The sequence below is a fragment of the Rathayibacter sp. AY1B7 genome (assembly GCF_002932735.1).
In the GTDB taxonomy this organism is placed as follows: domain Bacteria; phylum Actinomycetota; class Actinomycetes; order Actinomycetales; family Microbacteriaceae; genus Rathayibacter.
The window spans coordinates 78,900-100,612 of record NZ_PSWK01000007.1; the positions used below are offsets into that span (position 1 = coordinate 78,900).

Genomic DNA, 21,713 nt, shown 5'->3' on the forward strand with positions numbered 1-21,713 from the left:
CTCCGTCCTGCTCGAGACACGGGCTCGCGTCAACCCTCTCCCGAGCGGCGGGGGGCGCGAGGTGCCATGGAGGGACCACCACGAAGGAGCACCATGAGCACCACGACCGTCCTCCCCATCGAGACCTACTCCGACGAGCAGGGCTGGCACAACCGCATCGCCCACGCCCGCGTCCCGCTGAGCCACCACGAGTCGCGCCAGGAGGCGGAGGAGGTCGGCGAGGAGATCGCCGAGCAGCGCGGCGGGGAGCACGTCGTCCTCGGCTGACGGCCGGCGCGGGGCGCGGCATGCCGTGCCCGATCGGGGAACGCGCCCGGCCCGCGGAAGGCGCCGGGCCCGCAAGTCGCGCCCGGCCCGCAGGCGCCCGCTCCGCAGACGCCCCGTCCCGCGCGTGTAGCGCCCTCGACCCCGCCCGGTCAACCTTCTCGACCTCCCGGCCCCCTCCTCCCTAGCGTGGCCCGTCGTGCTCGCTCCCGAGCGCGCGACGAGAGGACGACATGGCCACCACGAGCGACGCCCCCGCGACCGGAGAGGCCGGCGGCACCTCCCTGCGCCGCCGCGTCACCGGCCCGCTGCTCTACTTCTTCATCCTCGGCGACGTCCTCGGCGCGGGCATCTACGCCCTCATGGGCACGCTCTCGGCGGAGGTCGGCGGCGCCGTCTGGATGCCCCTCCTGCTCGCGCTCGGCCTCGCGCTGCTGACCGCCGGCTCCTACGCCGAGCTGGTGACCAAGTACCCGAAGGCGGGAGGCGCGGCGGTGTTCGCGCAGCGGGCCTTCCAGCGCCCGATCGTCTCGTTCCTGGTCGGCTTCGCCATGCTCGCGGCCGGAGTGACCAGCGCGGCCGGTCTGTCGCTCGCGTTCGCCGGCGACTACCTCGGCACCTTCCTCGACGTGCCGACCGTGCCGACGGCCATCGTCTTCCTGATCCTCGTCGCGTGCCTCAACGCGCGGGGCGTCGCGGAGTCGCTGCTCAGCAACACGGTGATGACCGTGATCGAGGTCGGCGGCCTGCTGATCGTGATCGGATGCGTCGCGCTGCTGGTGGCGGGCGGAGGCGGCGACCTCGCCCGCACGGTCGAGCTCAGCTCCGAGCAGGCGCCGGCGCTGGCGGTGCTCGGCGCGGCGATCATCGCGTACTACTCCTTCGTCGGCTTCGAGACCTCGGCCAACATCGCCGAGGAGATCCGCGACCCCAGCCGCGTCTACCCGCGCGCGCTGTTCGGCTCGCTGCTGACGGCCGGTGCGGTGTACGTCCTGGTCGGCCTCGCGAGCTCGATCGCGCTGCCCGCCGACGAGCTGTCCGGATCCTCCGCCCCGCTGCTCGACGTCGTGACGGCGAGCGGAGCCGGGGTGCCGGCATGGCTGTTCAGCCTGATCGCGCTCGTCGCGGTCGCCAACGGAGCGCTGCTGACCATGATCATGGCGAGCCGCGTCACCTACGGCATGGCGAAGGACGGCCTCCTCCCGGACGTGCTCGGCCACGTGCTGCCGAAGCGCCGGACGCCGTGGGTGGCCATCGCGGTGACCACGCTGGCGGCGTGCCTCCTGACCCTGGTAGGCGATCTGGCGACCCTCGCCGAGACCGTGGTGCTGCTCCTCCTGCTGGTGTTCATCAGCACGAACGTCTCGGTGCTCGTGCTGCGGCGCGACAGGGTCGAGCACGACCACTTCCGCGTGTGGACGGTGATCCCCGTGCTCGGCATCGCCTCGTGCGTGCTGCTCCTCAGCCAGCAGGACCCGATCGTCTGGCTCTACGCCGGGATCCTCCTGGTGGTCGGAGTCCTCGTGCACCTGGCGACCCGCCGCTCGTCCCGCCGCACCGCCTGATCCGGCGGGGGATGGGCCGGCTGCACCATCCGACCGTCCTCCCTCGGCCGAGCCCCGTTCGCCCCGCGACCGGTCAAGCCCCTGGGCGGACGGCCGTCCGAGGCGTGGGATGGAGGGAACGGAAGGAGCACGAATGACCGACACACCCTCCCGCGAGGAGCTGCCGCTCCCCGACTGGAACGACATCCCGCTCGGCACGCTCGCGGAGCGCATCCGCCCGCTCGACGAGGCCGGCCTCGGCGCGCTGCTCGCCTACGAGGAGGCGCACGGGCACCGCCTGCCGGTGACGACGATCCTGCACTCGCGTCTCGAGCAGCTGCGCGGGGGAGCGGAGCCGGCAGGCAGCGTGCCGGAGTCGCTGCCCGAGGTGTCCCGCTCGTCGTCCGGATCGCCGGTCTCGCCGGCGACGTCCGGTCCGCCGATCAATCCGCCCTCGCACGGAGTGCCGACGAACCCGGCTCAGCCGCGCTGACGGCGGCGGGCGGAGTCGCGGTCGCGGCGGCTCCGCCCCCGCCGCGCGCTGCCCAGGGCCTGCCCAGCGCGCACGGGCAGACTGTCCGGAGCCGATGACGGCGACCGGACGAGGGAGCAGTACCCGGAACGCGACAAGACTGACTCGTAGGAGCTGTCATGTCCTGGATCGTCCTCATCCTCTCCGGTGTCCTCGAGGCCGTGTGGGCCACCGCCCTCGGCAAGTCGGAGGGCTTCACGCGGCTCGGCCCGTCGGTCGTCTTCGGAGTCGGCGTCGTCGCGAGCATGGCCGGCCTCGCCTACGCGATGCGCGAGCTGCCCACCGGCACCGCGTACGCGGTCTGGGTCGGGATCGGCGCTTCGCTGACCGTGCTCTACGGCATGTTCTTCGGCGGCGAGGGCTTCTCGCTCGTGCGTACGCTGCTGGTCCTCGGGATCGTCGGCTGCGTCGTCGGCCTGAAGCTCGTGCACTGAACCGAGGCCCCGTCCTCTCCTCCGCGAGGCCGCTCCCGTGCGCGACACGCCGACGGAGTCGCACCGGACTGGCATCTCGCCGAGGGTCCGAGGCCGGTAGTTGCAGGACGCCGCGCGTTCCACCTAGGCTCGGCGCATCAGGGGAGAACGATCGTTCTACGGTTCTCCCCGCCCCCCAAGGAGGACTCATGCCCACTCGTACCGCACGCACCGCCTGGAACGGCTCGCTCGAGACCGGCGAGGGCCAGGTCGAGCTCTCGAGCTCGAAGATCGGCACCTACGACGTCTCGTTCCCCAAGCGCGCCGCCGACGACGCCAACGGCTCGACCAGCCCCGAGGAGCTCCTCGCGGCCGCCCACTCCGCCTGCTACGCGATGCAGTTCTCGGCCGTCCTCGGCCAGGCCGGCGGCACCGTCGAGGCGCTCGACGTCCGCGCCGACGTCTCGCTCGGCCCGGACTCGGCCGGCGGATTCAAGCTCACCGGCATCAAGCTCATCGTGAGCGGCGAGGTCTCCGGCATCGACGAGGCCGCCTTCCTCAAGGCCGCCGACGAGGCCAAGGAGACCTGTCCCGTCAGCAAGGCGCTCACCGGAGTCGACATCACGCTCGACGCCACCTTCGAGGGCTGAGCCCCTCTGCACGTCCCGAGCACCCCGTCGCGCATCGCGGCGGGGTGCTCGGGCGTCCGGCGCGGCCGCGGAGCGGCCTATGGAGACCCCCGCCCCCACCGGCCGCCCGGCGCCCCCTGACGTCAGACCGCCGCCGGCGCGTAGCGGAAGCCGGCGCCGAGGTGCTCCTCCGGCAGCCGGTCGCCGCGGCCGTGCAGCTTCTGGCGGAGGCTGCCCTCGACGTACTCCTCCGGGTACGCGCCGCGGCTGCGCAGCTCCGGCACGATGAACTCCACCACGTCCTCGAAGGTGCCGGGCGTGATCGCGTAGGCGAGGTTGAACCCGTCCACGTCGGTCTCCTCGACCCACTCCTGGAGGTGGTCGGCGACCTCCGCGGGCGAGCCGACGACGAACGGGCCGAGCCCGCCGATCACGCTGAGCTTGGCGATGTCGCGGACCTTCCACTCCGAGCCGTCCTCGTTCGCCTCCTGGAAGTTGGCGACGGCCGACTGGATCGCGTTGCTCTTCACGTTGCCGATCGGCTCGTCGAGGTCGTACTGCGACAGGTCGATGCCCATCCAGCCCGACATGAAGACCAGCGCCCCCTCCTCGCTCCCGTAGGAGAGGTAGTCGCGGTGCTTCTCGTGCGCGGCCTCGCTGGTCTCGGCGGTGATGATCGTCAGCAGCGTGTAGATCTTTGCGGAGTAGCGGTCGCGGCCGGCCGCCTCGAGGGCGTCGCGGATGCGCGAGACGGTCGCCTTCAGGCCGGCCTTCGTCGAGGACGCGACGAAGATCGCCTCCGCGTTGCCCGCCGCGAAGCGGATGCCGCGCGGCGACGCTCCCGCCTGGTAGATGACGGGGGTCCGCTGCACCGACGGCTCCGAGAGGTGGATGCCGGGGACGGTGAAGTTCTTGCCGCGGTGCCCGATCTCGTGCACCTTCGCCGGGTCGGTGAACACGCCGGACTCGCGGTCACGGACGACCGCGTCGTCCTCCCACGACCCCTCCCACAGCTTGTAGAGCACCTCGAGGTACTCGTCGGCGACGTCGTAGCGGTCGTCGTGCTCGAGCTGGTCCTCGTGGCCCATGTTGCGGGCGGCGCTGGGGAGGTAGCCGGTGACGACGTTCCAGCCCACGCGGCCCTTCGTCAGATGGTCGAGCGTCGACATGCGCCGCGCGAACGGATAGGGGTGCTCGTAGGCGGTGCCCGCGGTGATGCCGAAGCCGAGGTGCTCGGTCGCGGCGGCCATCGCCGAGACGAGGAGGATCGGGTCGTTGACGGGGACCTGCGCGCCGTGGCGGATCGCCGCCTCGTTCGAGCCGCCGTAGACGTCGTAGGTGCCGAGCACGTCGGCGATGAAGATGCCGTCGAACGTGCCGCGCTCGAGCAGCTTCGCCAGGTCGGTCCAGTACGAGAGGTCCTTGTAGCGCCAGGACTGGTCCTGGGGGTGGCGCCACATGCCCGAGGACTGATGGGCGACGCAGTTCATGTCGAAGGCGTTGAAGCGGATCTGGCGGGTCATGGAGTCGATAGTGCCCAGCGGAGCCGCGAACGGGTACCGAGCGCGACGCACGGCGTCACAAAGCGACGCCCGTCGAGGCGCCCGGCGGGTCTGGGTGGTCGGCGACGTCCTCGACGAGCTGGCCGACCTCACCGCATCGGCAGCGCGATGATCGAGAGTCGGAACGGGTGATGCGCCGGGGCGCACCGCCCCCGTCCGCAGACCGAGCGGCTCCTCCTCCTACGCCAGCTCGCGCCCCAGGAAGCGCACGTGCTCGCCGATCTGGAACGCCTCGCCGCCCTCGTGGCCGTTGAAGGGGTAGACGCGGATCTCGCGGGGTCCGGCGTAGCGGTTGTAGGAGGCGTAGACGGTGGACGGCGGGCAGATGTCGTCGCGGAGCGCCACCGAGAACAGGGCGGGGGACTGCGCGTAGGGGGCGAAGGAGGTGCCGTCGAAGTACGAGAGGGTGTCGAACACGCGCGCCTCGGCGCCGCGGTGGGTGTGCAGGTACTGCACGATCTCGCCGTACGGCATCGTGTCGACCAGCCGCACGGCGTGCGGGATGTGGGAGAGGAACGGCACGTCGACGATCGCCGCGCGGGCCGACTCCGACTCGCCGAGCAGGCCCAGGATCCCCGTGACGGCCAGGGCGATCCCGCCTCCCTGGCTGCCGCCCGAGACGGCCACGCGGGAGGCGTCGACCGCGGGGTGCGCGCGCAGCACGTCGAGCGCTCGGACGGCGTCGGTGAAGACGCGGCGGTAGAAGTGCTCCGCGGGCGACTCGATGCCCTGCGTCATGAAGCCGGAGACGTGCGGCCCGCTGCCCACCGGGTCGGGCGTCGCTCCGGAGCGGTGCCCGGACCCCTGGCCGCGGGTGTCCATGATCAGGTGCGCGTAGCCGGCGGCCGACATCGCGGTCCACTCCGCGAGCTGCCCGCGGCCGCCTCCGTAGCCGATGAAGGTCACGAGCCCGGGGAGGGGGCCCTCGACGCCGCGGGGGAGGATGAGCCACGCGCGGATCGGGTGGCCGCCGAAGCCGGAGTAGGTGACGTCGAAGGTGTCGAGCAGTCCGAAGCCGGCGTCGACCCGCTCGAGGCGCGGCTCGGTCGCGACGGCCCTCGCCTCGGCGATCGTGTCGCGCCAGAACTCGGCGAACCCGGCGGGCTCGGCGATCTCGGGGGCGTACTGCTCGAGGAGGTCGAGCGGGAGGTCGTACTGCGGCATCACGGACTCCTTCTCGGGCGGCGGCGCCCGAGGACCGAGGCTACTGGAGGCACGGGCCCACCTGGGTGCGGCGTGGGAGAACGCCGCAGAGCGGAATGCCGGGGCACCCTCCGCGTTCTCCTCAGCATGACGACGTACGGAATCATCGGAGCAGGCAACATCGGCAGCCAGGTCGCACGGGCGGTCATCGCCCTCGGGGACGAGGTGGTCATCGCGAACTCGCGCGGCCCCGAGACCCTCGCCGACCTCATCGCGGAGCTCGGCCCGAAGGCCCGCGCCGCCACGGCACAGGAGGCGGCCGAGGCCGCCGAGATCGCCGTGGTGACGGTGCCGCTGAAGAACCTCGAGGAGGTGCCGGTCGCCCCGCTCGCCGGCAAGATCGTCCTCGACACGAACAACTACTACTTCGAGCGCGACGGCCGCATCGAGGCGCTCGACAAGGGCGAGACCACGACCAGCGAGATGCTCCAGCAGCACCTCCCGGAGTCGAAGGTCGTCAAGGCGTTCAACCACATCATGGCCGCCGACATCACCACCGACGGCACCCCGGTCGGCACGCCCGACCGCCGTGCCCTCGCGACGTCGAGCGACTACCCCGAGGCGGTCCACTTCGTGACCGACCTCTACGACCGGATCGGCTTCGACACCGTCGCGATCACGCCGCTGAGCGAGTCGTGGCGCGTCGAGCGCGACCGCCCCGCCTACGTGGTGCGGCAGAACCGCGAGGAGCTCGAGGCCAACCTCGCGAAGGCCCCCCGCACGGTCTGATCCCGCCTCTTGAAGGGGAGCGGAGCTGCGGCGCCGCTCCCCTTCTGCATGTCCGGACGGCGTCGGAGGCGCGCCCGGGACGGCTCCCTCGGCGCTCGCCGCCGCCGGGCCTGCGATAGTCGAGAGGACCAGCGACGCACCAGAGAGCCCCGATCGGGCTCCGAGAGGAGAGGCCTGCCATGCCCTCGACACCCCGTTCCGTCCCCTCCCGCTCCGGGCTCTCGCGCCGCAGCGTCGTGATCGGCGGTCTCGCGGTGCTCCCGCTGCTCAGCGCCTGCACGCCCGACTCCTCCGCTCCGGACGACGCCCAGCAGGAGGCGCCCCGCACCCGCACCGCGGCTCCGAGCGGGCCGGTGGCGCTCGCCCCGGACGCGCTCGCCGCGAGTGCGGCCCTGTTCGCCGCGGCTCCGCTGGTCGTCCTGGTCGAGGACGTCGCGGAGTCCCGCCTGCGCGCCGCCCAGGTGAGCATCGCCTGGGGCGTGCCGCTGCTGGTCGGCTCGGCGGGATCCGGAGCGACGGCCGCCCCGACCGCGGACGCCTCGGCCGCGGGATCCACGGCTTCCGAGACGCCGTCCGACTCCGCGACGCCGTCGGACTCGGCGACGCCGTCCGACTCCGCGACCCCGTCCGTCGCACCGTCCTCCACCGCTCCGACCTCCGACGCCCTCGCCGCCGAGTTCGCCCGCCTCGGCGTGACCCGCGTGCTCGCGATCGGCGACGTCACCGCGCCCGAGGGCGTCGACGTCGTCGCCTCCGCCTCCGACGCGGCCGCCCTCAGCACCGCGTCCGGCGTGACCGTGACCGACCTGGCGCTCGCCGACTTCGCCGCCGCGGCGCCGTCCACCGCCTCCGACGCTCCCTTCGGCGCTCTCCCGGCCCGGGCCGACGCCCTGACCGGCCTGCACGCTCTCGCCCGCGCGCAGGACGCCGACGTCGCCGCACTGGCGACCGCCCGCGCGGCCGGCGTGCCCGTCACCGTGGTCGACGGCGACGAGCTGCTCGCCTCGGGCGGAGCCGTGACCGCGATCGCCGAGGCCGACGCCTCCTGCACGCTGCTGCTCGGCCCCGTGCTCGCCGCCCAGCCCGAGCCCGAGTGGGCCGTGCGCGCGGCCGCGAGCGGCTGGCAGCTGCCGGGCGGCGGCCAGCGGATGTTCGGCGGGCACCTCTTCGTCGCGATCTACGGCACTCCGGGCGCTCCCGTCCTCGGCGTGCTGGGGGAGCAGGGCCTCGAGCCCACGATCGCGCGGGCGGAGGCGGTGGCCGAGCCGTACCGGGCGCTCACCGACAAGAAGGTCGTGCCGAGCCTCGAGATCATCACCACGGTCGCGGCGGGCGACCCCGGCAAGGACGGCGACTACTCCAACGAGCTCGACGCCGCCGACATCCGCCCCTACATCGACGCGGCGCAGGCGGCGGGGATGTACGTGGTGCTCGACCTGCAGTCGGGGCTGACCGACTTCCTCACCCAGGCGAAGCAGTACGCGGACCTCCTGTCGCTGCCCAACGTCGGCCTCGCGCTCGACCCGGAGTGGCGCCTGCTGCCCGGCCAGAAGCCGCTGCAGCAGATCGGGCGCGTCTCGGCCGCCGAGGTCGACAGCGTGTCGGAGTGGCTGGCCGACCTGGTGCAGAGCGAGGGGCTGCCGCCGAAGATGTTCGTGCTGCACCAGTTCCGGCTGTCGATGCTGCAGGACCGCGACAGCATCCGCCGCGACCGGCCCGAGCTGGAGTTCCTCATCCACGTCGACGGCCAGGGCTCGCAGCCCGACAAGCAGGCGACCTGGGACGCGCTGCACGAGGGCGCCCCCGAGGGCATCGGCTGGGGCTGGAAGAACTTCTACGACGAGGACGCGCCCATGCTCACCCCCGCCGAGACCATGGCCGAGGTGCGCCCCCTCCCCGACCTCGTCACCTACCAGTAGGCGGATCCCGAGGGCGGGCGTCAGCGGCGCAGGAGCTCGCCGGAGACGACGCCCGCCTCGACCTCCTCGAGGGCGCGGCCGCGGGTCTCGGGCACGCGCTTCCAGATGAAGACGAGCGCGAGCAGGCCGACGGCGCCGAACAGGAAGAACGTTCCGGTGATGCCGACGCCGGAGACGAGGGTGGGGAAGAACAGGCCGAGCACCGCGTTCGTGATCCAGTGGCAGAAGATCGCGATGCCGACGCCGACGCCGCGGATCCGCAGCGGGAAGATCTCGGACAGCATCACCCAGGTGACGATGTTGAGGAACGTCTGCATGCTCCCCACGAACGCGACGACCAGCACCAGGATCACGTACGGCCGCGCCGGGTTCCCCACGGGGAGCGCGACGGAGGCGATGCCGATCATGAAGTGCATCGCGGTGGTCAGGGAGTAGCCGAGCAGGAGGGTCGTGCGGCGGTTCATCGTCTGCATGAGCCGCAGCCCGATCAGGCCGCCGATCACGGCGATCGCCCCGGGTGCGATGTTGGCGACGAGCGCGCCGTCGTGGTCGAAGCCCGCCTCCTTCAGCACCGACTGGCCGTAGTACATGATCGAGTTGATGCCGGTGAGCTGCTGGGCGACTCCGATCCCGATGCCGACCAGCAGGATGCGCACCGCCCAGCGCTCGCGCAGCGCCTGCAGCAGGGGGATCCTCGGGCCGTCCTTCGCGCCGATCGAGCGGGCGATGGTCTCCGCCTCCGCATGGGCCCGGTCGGGCGTCCGGATGGTCGTGAGCACGTCGAGCGCCTCGTCGCGGCGGCCGTGCGCGATCAGCCAGCGCGGCGACTCCGGGACCCGGGTCATGCCGAGCAGGAGGGCGGCGGCGGGGAGCGCGGCGACGGCGAGCATGATCCGCCAGACGCCGGGCAGCTCGCCCCAGACGGTGCCGATGACGGCGTTGGCCACGAAGGCGGCGAGCTGGCCGATCACGATCATCAGCTCGTTGCGGCCGGCGAGGGAGCCGCGGATCTCGGAGGGGGAGATCTCGGAGAGGTAGATCGGCACGACCACCGAGGCGCCGCCGACGGCCAGTCCGAGGACCGCCCGCCCGAGGACCATCACGCCGAAGCCCGGCGCCACCACGCAGACCAGGGCGCCGACGAGGAAGAGCACGGCGAGGAGGCGGATCGTGGTCCGCCTCCCGAGGGCGTCGGCGAGGCGTCCGCCCGAGATCGCGCCGATCGCGGCGGCGAAGAGGAGCGAGCTGGTGACGACCCCCTCGGTCAGCGCGGTGAGGCCCAGCTCGGCCGACATCGGCTCGAGGGCGCCGTTGATGACGCCGGTGTCGTAGCCGAAGAGGAGGCCGCCGAGGGTCGCGATGAGCGCGATGAGGCCGAGACGCCGAGTCGGCGCCTCCAGGGAGGTGGTGGTCATCCGCTCACTCTGACGCATGGCCGCGCGGTGAGCGAACCCTGGACCGTCGGGGGAACCCGGTGTAGCGGGTCCCCTCGACGGCCCGGGGCCCCTCGGCGGCAGGGAGGGGGGAGGGAGCGTGCGGAGGGGGTGCTCAGGAGGAGACGCGCGCGCCCTCGCGCAGGCCCTCCTCCTTGGCCTGCTGCACCAGGGCGGCGATGCGGCGGCGCGAGCGCGAGCGCCCGGCGAGCAGCGCCGCGAGGATGAGGGCGACGCCGAGGATCACGAGCAGCTGCGGGACCGGCACGGCGGCGACCGTGATCGACTCCGTCACGGGAGCGGTGGCGACCGGCTCCTGATCGGCGGCGGCGACGGTCGGTGCGATGGTCAGGTCGGCGCCGACCCCGAAGAGGGGCCAGATGCCGTCGAGCTGCACCGAGACGCTGCGCCGGTCGCCGGGCAGCAGCTCCTGCTGGGGCGCGTCGGCCGCGACGACGGGGGCGGTGGCGCCCTGGGCGCTCGCCGTGCCGTCGAGCAGCAGGCGCACGTTGCCAGTGTTCACCACGTCGGCGACGAGCGAGAGGGAGCCGGGCTGGAACGGGTTCCAGGAGAGGCGGTAGTCGCTGGCCAGGTCCTCGACGGAGAAGGAGGGGGTCACCTCGCCGGTCACGCGGGTCATCACGCGGAAGCCGATGCGGCTCTCCACTCCGACGTTCGCGCCTCCCGCCTCGGTGCCCTGCGAGAGCACGGAGGCGGCGATGCCGGCGGCGTGGTCGCCGGGGGTGGCGTTGTCGGGGACCGTCACGGTGAACGGCACCACGCCGCTGCTGCCCGGATCGACGGTCACGGTCTCGGGGGCGGAGATCCACAGCCCGGCGTCGACCGACTCCTGGTCCGAGTTGAGCATGTTGAAGCGGCCGGTGTCGGTGAAGTAGCCGTCGGCGCTGGTGATGCTGAAGGTCACGGGCTGGTCGCTGAGGTTCCGCACGACCGCCTCGTCCGAGGCGCTCGCGCCGGGGGCGAGCTCGAGCTCGACCCACGCGCGCTTGTCGGGGACGCCGTCGGTGGAGGGGCTGACCGCCCAGGTGATCGCTCCGTCGGCCGCGACGGCCGCCGGAGCGACTCCCGCGCCGAGGAGGGCGATGATCAGCGCGAGCAGCGCGGGGAGGAGCGGGCGGCGGGGAGCGGCGGAGCGGCGCGGAGCAGTCATCAGAACCTCATGGTCGCACGGGGGAAGCACGACGCGGCCGGGCGGGCGGGCCCGGCCGCGTCGGCCGTGGTGGGATCGCGGCCGAGGGAGTGCGTCCCCCGGCCGCGACGGGTCACTCGAAGAGCGACAGGGTGATGGTGGACGAGTACGCGCCGGCGTCCACGTTCACGGGGGTGCGGAGGAAGAGGTCGGCGTCGGCGCTCCAGGAGCCCTCGGGGTTGACCTGCTGGGAGTTGCTGGCGACGATCGCGAGCAGCTCCTTGCCCTTCAGGCCGACGCCGTTGGCGCCGCCGTCGATGGCGGTGCCGACCTCATCGCCCGCGGCGACCTCGCCGAGGTCTCCACCGTCGACCAGGTCCGGGGTCCAGCCGAGGTTCTCGGCGCCGATGGTCGAGCCGTCGGCCGACGTGAAGTCGCTCGCCGTGCCGATGACGTACCACGCGGAGTCGGGGGAGACGTCCGCGGCGTCACGGGTGTCGGTGACCGTGACGGTGGGCAGGGTGCCGGTGAACTGGCGGCGGACGTTGTCCGAGCCGGTCTCGGTCAGCGTCGTCGAGTCCGCGGCGACGGTCATCGAGAGGGCGCCGGTCCCGGGGAGGTCGGCGATCTCGACGTTGATGTCGACGTCGTCGTTGCCGTAGTTGACCTCGGCGGCGAACGCCGTTCCGGCGACTCCGAGCAGGAGGACGCCTCCGGCCAGTCCAGCGGCTCCGCGGATCAGAAGGGATCGGGTGTTCATGTCGGGTGTTCTCCGTTCTCCGGCCGGCGTCGTCGCCGGCTCGATCTCAATGGGTGTGGGTCGTGCCCGCGGATCAGCTGCAGCTGGCCGCGGAGTAGGGGGCGGTCGCGGAGGCCGTGGCCGGCTTCCCGCTGATGAACGCGGTCGCCGTGGCGGTCGCGGATCCGTCGGTCACGCTCGTCGCCCGGGTGGTGAAGGCTGCCGAGACGGTGGCGCCGGGAGCGACGTCGGCGAAGCTCTTGGAGCCCCACGTCGTGCCGATCACGATCTTCGCGGCGAAGGCGTTCGGGTTCGTGGCGGTCGCGGTGACGACGATCTTCCCGGCGGCGCAGCGCGTCGTGGAGGTCGTGGTCACGGCGATCGCGGGTGCCGAGTCGGTCACGGGACCGACGGAGGCGGAGGCCGTCGCCGGCGTCCACTGCGGCTTCGCGGCGGTCACGGCCACCGAGATCGTCGCTCCGCGGTCGGCGGCGGTGAGCGTGTAGCTCGACGCCGTCGCCCCGCTGATCGCGGTCCCACCGCGCTTCCACTGGAAGCCGGTCGCCGTCCACGGGGAGGAGGCGGAGGCGGTCAGCGTGCTGCCCACCGTCGCCTTCCCCGTGATCGAGGCTGCGAGCGGCGCGGTGTCGACGATCGTCTGCGCGGCGACGCTGGTGAGGGTCGGGACGACCTTCTGCATGAGCCCGGTCGTCTTGTCGAAGGTCACCCGGTCGATCGTCGTCTCGCGGTGCTGGCCGTCTCCGCCGGGGATGGCGAAGCGGTGGTAGGCGATGTACCAGTCGTCCGTGCCGGGCACGTTGACGATCGAGTTGTGGCCCGTGGCGAGGATGCCCTGCGAGGTGTCCTTCTCGAGGACCACGCCGCGGTAGGTCCACGGTCCGTCGACGCTCGTCGAGGTGGCGTAGCCGACCTTGTAGTTCTCCGAGCCGGTGTCGTCGATCGAGTAGGTGAGGTGGTACAGACCGTCGCGGTAGTTCAGGAACGCACCCTCGCGGAAGTCGGTCAGACCGCTGATCTTCTTGATCGTGCCGGTCTTGATCGAGAGCATGTCGTCGGACAGCTCCCCGTAGAGCGGGTCGCCGTTGCCCCAGAAGAGGTAGCTCTTGCCGGTCTTCGGGTCGGTGAACGCGGCGGGGTCGATCGCCTGGCCGGACCGCACGGACTCGCCGTTGGTGATCATCGCGGTCGGCTGCGCCGTGAACGGGCCCATCGGGCTGTCCGAGACGGCGACTCCGATCGTCTTGCGGTTCAGCGAGGAGTTCTCGCCGGAGAAGTAGAAGTAGTACTTCCCGTTCTTCTCGATGATCGTCGGCGCCCAGGCGTTGCCGGTCGCCCACGGCACGTTGCCGTTCGCGCCGTCGAGCGTCAGGAAGGGCTGCTCCGAGCGGGTCCAGTCGATGAGGTTCTTCGAGGACCAGGCGTAGAAGGTCTTGCCGCCCCAGCCGGCGAAGCCGTCCGAGGTCGCGTACAGGTAGTAGGTGTCGCCGAAGACCGCGATGTTCGGGTCGGCGTTCAGGCCTGCGAGGACCGGGGACTTCATGACGACGGCCTTCAGGGTCCAGGTGGTCGCGGTGCCGCCGGCGGCGGGCGTGAGCACGACCGTCTGCGGGGTGGAGAGGTCGCGGACGGTGCCGGAGGCGGGGCTCGCCGTGACGCCGGCCGCGGTGGAGAAGGTCGGGGTGAGCTTCGTCAGGTCGGTCCCCGGCTTCACCGGGAAGGTGACCGTCCTGCTCGCCGAGTCGACGATCGGGGCCGTCTTCAGGACGTCGCCGCTGAGCGACAGGTCGACCAGGGCCGACGTGTTGCCGGAGGCGGCGAGCACCTCGGAGGCGCTGAGGGCCCGGTTGTAGACCGAGAACTCGCGGATCTGGCCGCGGAAGCGGTTGTCGGCGTCGTAGTTCGAGCGCCCGATGTAGTTCGCCGAGGTGGAGCCGCCGCCGATGTCCTTCGGGTCGGTCGTGACGGTGCCGCTGGCGACCTTCACTCCGTCGAGGTAGATCGTGCCGGTGGTGCCGGAGAGCGTGTACGTCAGGTGCGCCCAGGTGCCGCGGGGGAGGGCCGAGCCGCCGGCGACGGTCTGCTCGGTGGTGTAGTTCCCGGTCGCGATGCTGGTGCGGTAGTTGTTGCCCGAGGTGAAGAGGTAGCCGTCGCCGGCGCCGTTCGTGGTGTTGCCCAGGCCGTAGAGGAAGTAGGCGCCGCCCTGCGCGGGGTCGATCCAGACGTCGGACTGGATGGTGAGGTCCGTCACTCCGGCGAGCAGGTCGTTCGGCAGCTTGACGTAGTCGTCGGTGCCGTCGAGCTGCAGGGCGCCGTCCTTCCAGGTGCCACCCGAGGGCAGCGTGCCGTTCTGGTTGTTGCCCGAGCTGTCGCGCACCGTGGTGCCCGAGCCGCCGTCGAAGGTGTAGCGGAGGATCTCGCCGGCCGCGTTGACCGGCTTCGCGGCGGGGCCGGTGCTGCTGGTGCCGTAGGCGGCCGTCAGGCGCGCCTCCTCAGCGCTCGAGAGGCGGAGCACCGAGCCGTGGCGGAAGGGCTTCGAGAACGAGTACGTGTTCGCGCCGGTGGTGCCGACAGGAAGCGCCGTGAACCGCATGTCCGCGAGGGTGTCGGTGACGTAGGCGGAGTAGCCGAACGAGTCGCCCATGACGACCCAGCGGCCGTCGGGCAGCTGGTAGACGGTGAGGCCCTCGAGGTGGTCGGAGAGGCCGCGGGACTTCTCCTCGCCGAAGCCGATCACGCGGGTCCAGGGGCCGGCGAGACTCGGGGCCTTGTCGACGACCGTGCGCCAGTCGGCGGTGGAGAAGCGGTAGTACGTGTCCCCCTCCTTCGCGATGGTCGTGTCGATGATGCTGCCGCGGCTCCCGCCGCCGGCGGCGGGGTTCTCGTCCAGCCAGACCTTCGGGGTGGAGAAGCCGACGAAGTCGCGCGTGGTCGAGACGTAGACGCGCTGGGCGGAGGCCCCGCCGGTCAGCGTCTTGTCGCGGGCGGCCCAGTAGACGTAGTACTGGCCGGTCGCGTCGTCCCAGATCGCCTCAGGAGCCCAGACGTTGCCCGCGTCGGGGAAGCCGGCGAAGACGATGCTCTGATCGCTCCAGTTCACGAGGTCCGTCGAGCGCCAGACGACGAGGTTCTTGCTCGCGTTGGTCTGGTCCCAGGTGCCGCCGGGAGCGGTGCCCTCGGCGTGCAGGTCGGTGCCGATGATCCAGTACTCGTCGCCGGTGGGGGAGCGCACGAGGTGCGGATCGCGGACGCCGAGGGTGCCGCCGAGGTTGGCGAGCACGGCCTTGTCGTTGTTGAGCTTCGACCAGTGCAGACCGTCGGTGCTGGAGCCGAAGTAGATCTTCTCGTAGTCGGTCGAGGCGAAGTGGGTCCAGAGGTAGCCCGCGTCGTACTCGGTGTCGAGGTCCGCGGGAGCCGCGGTCACCGTGACGGGCAGCTGCCGGGTCGCGGTCGTGCCGGCGATCGTCGCGGTGAGTGTGACGGGCGTGGCGGCGGACCGGCGCTTCACGACGCCGGTCGTGCTGAGCACGGCCGTGTTCGAGGAGGACCAGGCGACGTCGTAGGAGCCGGCCTTCGCGGGCAGCGTCACGTTGCCGCGGACGTCGCCGGAGTTGACGATCGAGAGGGCGTCGAGCGCCTTCTGGGCGTCGGCGTTCACGTCCTTGGCGGGCACGGTGGCGGTGAAGGTGCGGGTGGCCGTGGCCGAGCCGCGGGTGGTCGTGGCGGTCAGCTCGACCGAGGCGACCCCGGTCGCGGGCGGCGTGACGACTCCGCTGGTCGAGACGACCGCGGAGTTGCTCGAGGCCCAGGCGATGGCGGAGCCGTTGGGGCCGGTCGTCGGGAGGGTGAGGTTCGCGGAGACCGAGGAGAGGCTCCCGAGGTCCAGGGCGGCGGAGTCGCGGGAGACGCGCGTGCTGTCCGGGGCCTGGAGGGTCGCGACGTCGGCCGCGCTGAGCGCCGTGCTGTAGACGCGGAAGTCGCGGACCGAGCCGGCGAGGGTCTTGTCCGCCGTGTAGACGGAGCGGCCGATCGCGTTCGCGGTGGTGGTGCCGTTGCCGATCGCGGCGGGAGTGATGGTCACTCCTGTCTGCTGCGCGACCTGGGTGCCGTCGAGGTAGAGGCGTGCGGTGTCGCTCGCGTCGTCGAGCGTGTAGGTGAGGGTCTTCCAGACGCTGCGCGCGAGGTTCGCGTTGGAGTTGACGGTCTGCTCGGTGGTCCAGTTGCCGGTGGCGATCGAGGCCTTGTAGCCGTTGCCCGTCGTGTAGAGGTAGCCGTTCCCGGCGCCGTTCGTCGTGTTGCCGAGGCCCCAGATGAAGTAGGGCGTGCCCTGGTTCGCGTTCACCAGGACCTCGGTGCTGACCGTGATCGAGTTCAGGCCCGCGAGCAGGTCGTCGGGCAGCTTGACGTAGTCGTCGGTCCCGTCGAGGGCGACGCCCGCGGCTCCGCGAGGAGCGGCTCCGTTGACGAGCGTGCCGGTGCGGCCCTTGCCCGAGCTGTCGGCGACGGTCGTGCCGCTCGTCTCGTCGAGCGCGTAGCGCAGGACGAGGCTGTCGGAGGGAGCTGCGCTCGCCGACTGGGCCGTCAGAAGGGGGACGGTGAGGGCCACGGCCGTCACGAGGACGAGTGGTCGCAGGAAAGGCTTCATCGCGCTTTGCTCCAGGGTCGGCACCATTGCTGAGGGGAGGGAGTGTGCCGGCTTCGTACGCGGCAATGTTCACGGTAACACTATGTTGACGACAACGTGAAGAGCCTAACCGGATCATTTCCCGACACTCCAGAGGAGAGGCGAACCGGTTCGACGAATCCCGGGTGCATCCTGGGGCGACGCGTACGCCGATGTCCGGTCGGATCAGCCGCGGTCGACGTCGCGCGAACGGCTCAGCGCGCGGTCCATCGCCCTCAGCGTCCGGAAGCCGGCCCGCTCGGCCACGGCCGCGCGAGCCGAGGGCGAGAGCGACGGGCTCGCGGCGAGCAGCGACGCGGCGAGGTGCACGCGCCGCTCGCGGAGGGTCGCGGCCACGGTCGTGCCCCGGCGGTGGAAGGCGCGGTCCAGCGTCGCCCGCGAGACGCGGAGCCGCATCGCGAGAACGCCGGCGGTGAAGTCCGCGTCACCCGCCTCCGCATCGATGACGGCGATCGCGCGGAGGAGGACGCCCTCGAGTCCGTCCTCCGGACGGGCGGGCGGCAGGCTCTGCTTGATCAGGGCCGACGCGGTCGCCTCGAGCGCGCGGCGCAGCTCGCTGAAGCCGGGATCGCCCGCCGCGAGGTCCGCGTTGAGGGTCGCGTTGACGAGGGAGACGAAAGCGCCGCTGTAGCTGTCGGCGGCGAGCAGGGTGCAGGACGGCCCGTCGGACTGTGCGCTCGTGAGGCCGAGCCTGCCCCAGGACGTCCTCAGCGCCAGCCAGGCGGAGTCCTCCTCCGCCCGGAACCGAGCGGAGTCGTCGCGTCGGAGGAGGGCGAGCCCGCCGGGCCGCAGACGAGCGGCCTCGAGAGGGCCGTCGACGACGATCTCGCCGGCGACCGGGACGATGAGGTCGACCTCGGCCCGGTCGGGGGCGGGGAGGGGCGGGTCGGTCCGGAGCGTGCCGGGTGTGTGCCAGAGGCGGCTCAGCCGGAAGCCGTCGACGGCGAGCACGTCCCCGGCGAGGTGCAGGGGCGGAGCTCCGTCGCTCGCCCAGCCGAGGCTCCTCAGCCACGCCTCCACGCGGGGACCGCTCAGCTGCAGCGTCTCGACGAGACCGCGCGGGGCGGCCGGCTGCTCGGAAGCGGTCACCGGGCTCCTTCGCAGCGGGGACAGGGTGCGCGGGCGGTGACCACGTTAGGCCGGGGGAGGGGCGCCGAGACGGGGTGGCGCGTTCCTCCTCGGACGAGGCGCCCGTCCTCGGCGGGAGGGCGGAGGCGGCCCTCCTCGCCCGCGGTCCGGCAGGACGCGGGCGGAGAGGGCCGCCGGGCGCGGATCAGCGGCAGTCGGTTCTCGCCTTGATCCAGTGGGGGTTCAACGCGCCGTCTCCCTGGGCGGTGATCCCGGCCGCATCGGGGCCGGTGCTGGCACCGGAGCCGATCTTGGTCCACGTGTTCTGCGCCGTGCTGTAGTACCAGATGTCGCCGTTCGCCTTCACGGAGACGTTCCCATCCGCTCCCTGACCGTAGGTGCGGACGAACCCGGAGTTCTCCGGAACGGTCGCGAGCCGGGTGCCGTACTGCAGGACCCCGTCCTTGATCCAGTGGATCTCGAACGTCCCGCCCGGCCGCTGGGTCAGTCCGGCGGCGCTCGGCTCGGTGCTGGCTCCGGTGCCGACGAGGTCCCACACGTTGCCCTGCGGGGTGTACCGCCAGATGTCGCCGTTCGACTTCACGGCGATCGTGCCGCGGGTGCCGAGGCCGTAGACGCGGACGAATCCGGAGTTGGTAGGCACGGTGGCCGCTGCGGTGCCGTACTGCAGGACTCCGTTCTTGATCCAGTGGACGTTCAGGGTCCCGGCCGGGTTCGCGGAGATGCCGGCCGCGCTCGGCTCGGTGCTGGCGCCGGTGCCCAGAAGGGTCCACTCGTCGGCCTGGCGGTTGTACCGCCAGACGTCGCCGTTCGCCTTGATGGAGACGTTCCCGTCCGCGCCCTGACCGTAGGTGCGGACGAATCCGGAGTTGTTCGGAACGGTCGCGAGCGCCTTGCCGTACTGGAGGACTCCGTCCTTGATCCAGTGCGCGTTGTAGGTTCCGTCCGGCTGCTGCGTGAGCCCGGACGTGCTGGGCTCCGTGGAGGCGCCCGTGCCGAGCTTCTGCCAGCCGTCCGACCGCCGGTACTGCCAGATGTCGCCGTTCGCCTTGACGGAGACGTTGCCGTTCACACCCTGCGAGGAGGTGTGGATGAATCCGGAGTTCTCGGGAACAGTGGCGAGGCCCGTGCTGTACTGCAGGTCGCCGGTCTGGCGGACCGGGAACGGGGCGTTCGTCTTCGCCGAGCCGCCGAAGGCGAGGGCCGAGCCGGTCGAGGGGCCCGCGATGACGCCGCCGACCGGGATGGTGGCGACTCCGTTCGCGTCGGTCACGAAGGTGTCGGTCCCGCTCCCTCCGAAGCGGAAGCCGGGCGGGGTGTTCACCCGCACGGGGACGTTCGCGACGTTGCCGCCGGTGAGGGTCAGCGTGATCGGCGCCGTGTTGGGCATGCACGCGATCATGGTCGGGATGGAGCTGAACACGAGGGTCTGCGTGGCAGAGGCGGCGGCGGCCGGGGTGGCCGTCGCTGCGGCGATCACGGGCAGGGACCAGGTGGCGCCGGCGACGACGGTGCGTCGCCTCAGCGGACCCTGCTCAGCGGGAGAGTTGTCGGAAGTCACAGTGAAGCTCCTCGGTCTGTCTTCTCGCCGGCGGCCTGCTCGGAGGACGGTCGTCGTCCGCTCGGCCGCTTCGGCGGGTACGACGGGCGCCGTACCGCTGGGGAGTCTTCCCGCGGGCGGGCGGTCGGCCCAAGCGCTCGGGGGCAGGTGAGGAGGAAGTGGCGCTGCCGTGAGGAGGGAGTGGTGAGCTCCGACGCCGCTCCGAGTCGCGATCGCCCTCCTGACCCGGTGATCCCGTCGGTCGCACGCTGCCGCCGGGGCGCCGCCGGCGCGGTGAGCGGGAGCGTCGCCGTCCGCTGTGACCGGTCCGGTGACAAACGGAGCACGCGCGGGCTGCGAATCACTCCCGTGGTGAGGCGTCAGCGTGCCCGCGAGGAGGGGGCGCCCGATGAGGTCGAGATCGGCCGAGATGTACCGGCGGATGGCCGAGCACTGGAACGGCGTGGAGGCCCGTTCTGGACTGCGGGTCGAGGCGACGGGCTCGCTCGGCTTCGAGATCGCCAGACTGTGGATCCCCGGTGGCTGCGTTCTCGAGCAGAAGCCGCAGTCGCGCTGCCCGCCGGGCGCGCATCTGCTGCTGGTCGTCGAGGGCGGAGGACGCATCCGACAGGACGGACGGATGCTCGAGTGCGGCAGTGGTGATCTGGTGGTCATCGACGCGGAGCCGCGAACCGGGGCGCGCTTCCCCCGCTCGACTGTGATCTACGCCTGGGTGCTCGGCGAGCGGGCGCTGGAGCAGCGCTGGCTCACGGAGCGCTTCGGCGAGGTCCTGCCCGTCGCCGGCTGCTTCCTGGCCCCGGCGCGGGCGCTGATGAACGGTCTCCTCGACGGCGACCACGCTCTGGCGGAGCAGCCCGCCGTCGCCCGGGCGGGCGAGGCCTTCCTGAAGGAGCTGGTCGAGGGCTCCGCACCGCGCAGGCGTCCCCGCGCCGAGGACGTCTACGGGGAGGCCATGGCCCTGATCGAGGAGCGCCACCGCGATCCCGCCTTCACCGCCGCCCGGCTCGCCCGCGAACTCCTGGTGTCGGAGCTGACGCTGGCTCGCGCGTTCTCCTTCCTCGGGCGGACGGCCGACGACGAGCTCGAGCGGCGCCGGGCGGGCACCCTCCTGCTCCTGATCGGCGGGCGGTCCCTGGCGACGGCCGACTTCGCGCGCGCGGCCGAGGAGGCGGGCTTCGCCTCCGAGGGGAGCGCTCGCCGCGCGCTGTGGCGGCTCTCCCAGCGCCGCTGACCGGGACGGTCCCCGTGGCCGTCCTCCCGGTCCGGCGACGGCGTGCGGCCGGATTCCGAGCGCGAGGCGCGGAGGCCTGGGAGATCCGTGCGAACGTCCGGCGGTGATCGACAGATGAGGGATTCTGTTCGTTCGACGCGGAGGAGGCGGGAGATGGGGGCCGCAGAGGAGCGGATGCAGGCGTTCGCTCGCGCCTGGTACGAGCGCGGGACCGGCGCTCCCGGTCTGCGGATGGACGCAGCGGATGGACCGGGACTCGCGCTGACGCGGGTGTGGGGGCCGAACGGGATCAGGGTCGCCCCCTCGCCGTCGGTCGACAGGGCGGACAGGCCGGCGGGCGTTCACATCTCCCTGATCGTTGAGGGCGGGGGAGAGGTCGTCCTCGACGAGGGCGTGCTCGAGGCGACGCCGAACAGCGTCCTGCTCCTCGACGCCAGGGTCCCGGCGCGCATCGACTACCGGCGGCCGACCGTCTCGTACACCTGGAGCTTCGACGCCGCCGTGCTCGAGCACCGGTGGGTCCGCGAGCGGATCAACGAGGTCGTGCCGGTGCGCGAGTCGGTCTGGACGCCTGCCCGTGCCCTCGCCAACAGTCTGATCGAGGGGGATCCGGCCGTGCTCGGGGCCGCCGGCGTGAGGCGGGCGAGCGAACTGCTGCTGGAGGGGATCGTCGAGCACTGCGCTCCGCGGGTCCGGACCCGGAGCGCGGACCAGGTCTACGCGGAGGCGATCCCGGTGATCGAGGCGCGCCACCGCGACCCGGCGTTCTCCGCCGCGGTGCTCGCCCGGGAGCTGCTCGTCTGCCCCCGCATGCTCGCGGAGGCTTTCGCGTTCCTCGGCCGCACGCCGGCGGAGGAGATCGAGACGCGCCGGGCGGGCACCCTCCGGCGCCGGATCGGCCTGCGGCGGCGGGGCCCTGCCGACTTCGCCCGCCTCGCCGAGGAGTGCGGCTACTCCACCCGCGAGCAGGCCGCGCTGACGCTCAGCCGCTCCGCCTCCTGAGGCCGGCGGAG

At 72.3% G+C, this 21,713-nt stretch carries 17 protein-coding genes and 1 riboswitch; of the genes, 9 read left to right on the forward strand and 8 right to left on the reverse strand.

Features of this window, described 5'->3' with window-relative positions; all coding sequences use genetic code 11:
* The first annotated feature begins 93 nt into the window (after positions 1-93).
* From C5C95_RS05870 to C5C95_RS05890, 5 genes are all read left to right on the forward strand, one after another.
* Positions 94-267 (forward strand): DUF2188 domain-containing protein, encoded by a 174-nt coding sequence (locus tag C5C95_RS05870; protein ID WP_159940661.1) that lies wholly within the window; start codon positions 94-96, stop codon positions 265-267.
* A 230-nt stretch (positions 268-497) separates the two neighbouring features.
* The gene (locus C5C95_RS05875; RefSeq protein WP_104324016.1) at positions 498-1,829 is read left to right on the forward strand and encodes an APC family permease; all 1,332 of its coding nucleotides are present in this window, start codon (positions 498-500) and stop codon (positions 1,827-1,829) included.
* 133 nt (positions 1,830-1,962) lie between these two features.
* On the forward strand, positions 1,963-2,301 hold the full coding sequence (locus C5C95_RS05880) for a hypothetical protein (protein ID WP_104257715.1): 339 nt from the start codon (positions 1,963-1,965) through the stop codon (positions 2,299-2,301).
* A gap of 85 nt (positions 2,302-2,386) precedes the next feature.
* Positions 2,387-2,450: riboswitch (guanidine-III (ykkC-III) riboswitch) on the forward strand.
* 9 nt (positions 2,451-2,459) lie between these two features.
* Positions 2,460-2,774, forward strand: a complete 315-nt coding sequence (locus C5C95_RS05885; RefSeq protein ID WP_104222377.1) for a multidrug efflux SMR transporter — start codon at positions 2,460-2,462, stop codon at positions 2,772-2,774.
* 188 nt (positions 2,775-2,962) lie between these two features.
* Positions 2,963-3,403 (forward strand): OsmC family peroxiredoxin, encoded by a 441-nt coding sequence (locus C5C95_RS05890; protein ID WP_104222378.1) that lies wholly within the window; start codon positions 2,963-2,965, stop codon positions 3,401-3,403.
* Between the two features lie 122 nt (positions 3,404-3,525).
* Here the strand turns inward: C5C95_RS05890 and C5C95_RS05895 are convergent, their stop codons facing one another.
* Positions 3,526-4,905 (reverse strand): LLM class flavin-dependent oxidoreductase, encoded by a 1,380-nt coding sequence (locus C5C95_RS05895; protein WP_104222379.1) that lies wholly within the window; start codon positions 4,903-4,905, stop codon positions 3,526-3,528.
* A 219-nt stretch (positions 4,906-5,124) separates the two neighbouring features.
* Positions 5,125-6,108: an acetylxylan esterase gene (locus tag C5C95_RS05900; RefSeq protein ID WP_104324017.1), complete on the reverse strand. Its 984-nt coding sequence runs from the start codon at positions 6,106-6,108 to the stop codon at positions 5,125-5,127.
* 126 nt (positions 6,109-6,234) lie between these two features.
* Here C5C95_RS05900 and C5C95_RS05905 point away from each other — a divergent pair, with 126 nt between their 5' ends.
* Together C5C95_RS05905 and C5C95_RS05910 are read left to right on the forward strand one after the other, a co-directional pair.
* A complete protein-coding gene (locus C5C95_RS05905) occupies positions 6,235-6,876 on the forward strand; it encodes an NADPH-dependent F420 reductase (protein ID WP_104324018.1) in 642 nt (213 codons plus the stop codon).
* Positions 6,877-7,055: 179 nt separating this feature from the next.
* Positions 7,056-8,795 carry a hypothetical protein gene (locus tag C5C95_RS05910; protein ID WP_104324019.1) on the forward strand — a complete coding sequence of 580 codons (1,740 nt, stop codon included), beginning with the start codon at positions 7,056-7,058 and terminating at the stop codon, positions 8,793-8,795.
* 20 nt (positions 8,796-8,815) lie between these two features.
* On the opposite strand, the gene C5C95_RS05915 is transcribed toward C5C95_RS05910, so the two are convergent.
* The 6 genes from C5C95_RS05915 to C5C95_RS05940 form a co-directional block, all read right to left on the reverse strand.
* The gene (locus tag C5C95_RS05915) at positions 8,816-10,210 is read right to left on the reverse strand and encodes a sugar porter family MFS transporter (RefSeq protein ID WP_258072631.1); all 1,395 of its coding nucleotides are present in this window, start codon (positions 10,208-10,210) and stop codon (positions 8,816-8,818) included.
* A 133-nt stretch (positions 10,211-10,343) separates the two neighbouring features.
* Positions 10,344-11,399: a WxL protein peptidoglycan domain-containing protein gene (locus tag C5C95_RS05920; RefSeq protein ID WP_104324021.1), complete on the reverse strand. Its 1,056-nt coding sequence runs from the start codon at positions 11,397-11,399 to the stop codon at positions 10,344-10,346.
* Positions 11,400-11,511: 112 nt separating this feature from the next.
* A complete protein-coding gene (locus C5C95_RS05925; RefSeq protein ID WP_104227017.1) occupies positions 11,512-12,138 on the reverse strand; it encodes a hypothetical protein in 627 nt (208 codons plus the stop codon).
* A 73-nt stretch (positions 12,139-12,211) separates the two neighbouring features.
* Positions 12,212-16,780 carry a family 43 glycosylhydrolase gene (locus C5C95_RS05930; RefSeq protein ID WP_181074597.1) on the reverse strand — a complete coding sequence of 1,523 codons (4,569 nt, stop codon included), beginning with the start codon at positions 16,778-16,780 and terminating at the stop codon, positions 12,212-12,214.
* Positions 16,781-16,984: 204 nt separating this feature from the next.
* Complete coding sequence (locus C5C95_RS05935) at positions 16,985-17,908, reverse strand: helix-turn-helix domain-containing protein (RefSeq protein WP_104222387.1); 924 nt, start codon at positions 17,906-17,908, stop codon at positions 16,985-16,987.
* Positions 17,909-18,092: 184 nt separating this feature from the next.
* Positions 18,093-19,469: a hypothetical protein gene (locus tag C5C95_RS05940; protein ID WP_104227015.1), complete on the reverse strand. Its 1,377-nt coding sequence runs from the start codon at positions 19,467-19,469 to the stop codon at positions 18,093-18,095.
* 388 nt (positions 19,470-19,857) lie between these two features.
* Here C5C95_RS05940 and C5C95_RS05945 point away from each other — a divergent pair, with 388 nt between their 5' ends.
* A complete protein-coding gene (locus C5C95_RS05945) occupies positions 19,858-20,700 on the forward strand; it encodes a hypothetical protein (RefSeq protein WP_146078996.1) in 843 nt (280 codons plus the stop codon).
* A gap of 153 nt (positions 20,701-20,853) precedes the next feature.
* On the forward strand, positions 20,854-21,702 hold the full coding sequence (locus C5C95_RS05950) for a hypothetical protein (protein ID WP_104324022.1): 849 nt from the start codon (positions 20,854-20,856) through the stop codon (positions 21,700-21,702).
* The last annotated feature ends 11 nt before the right edge of the window (positions 21,703-21,713 follow it).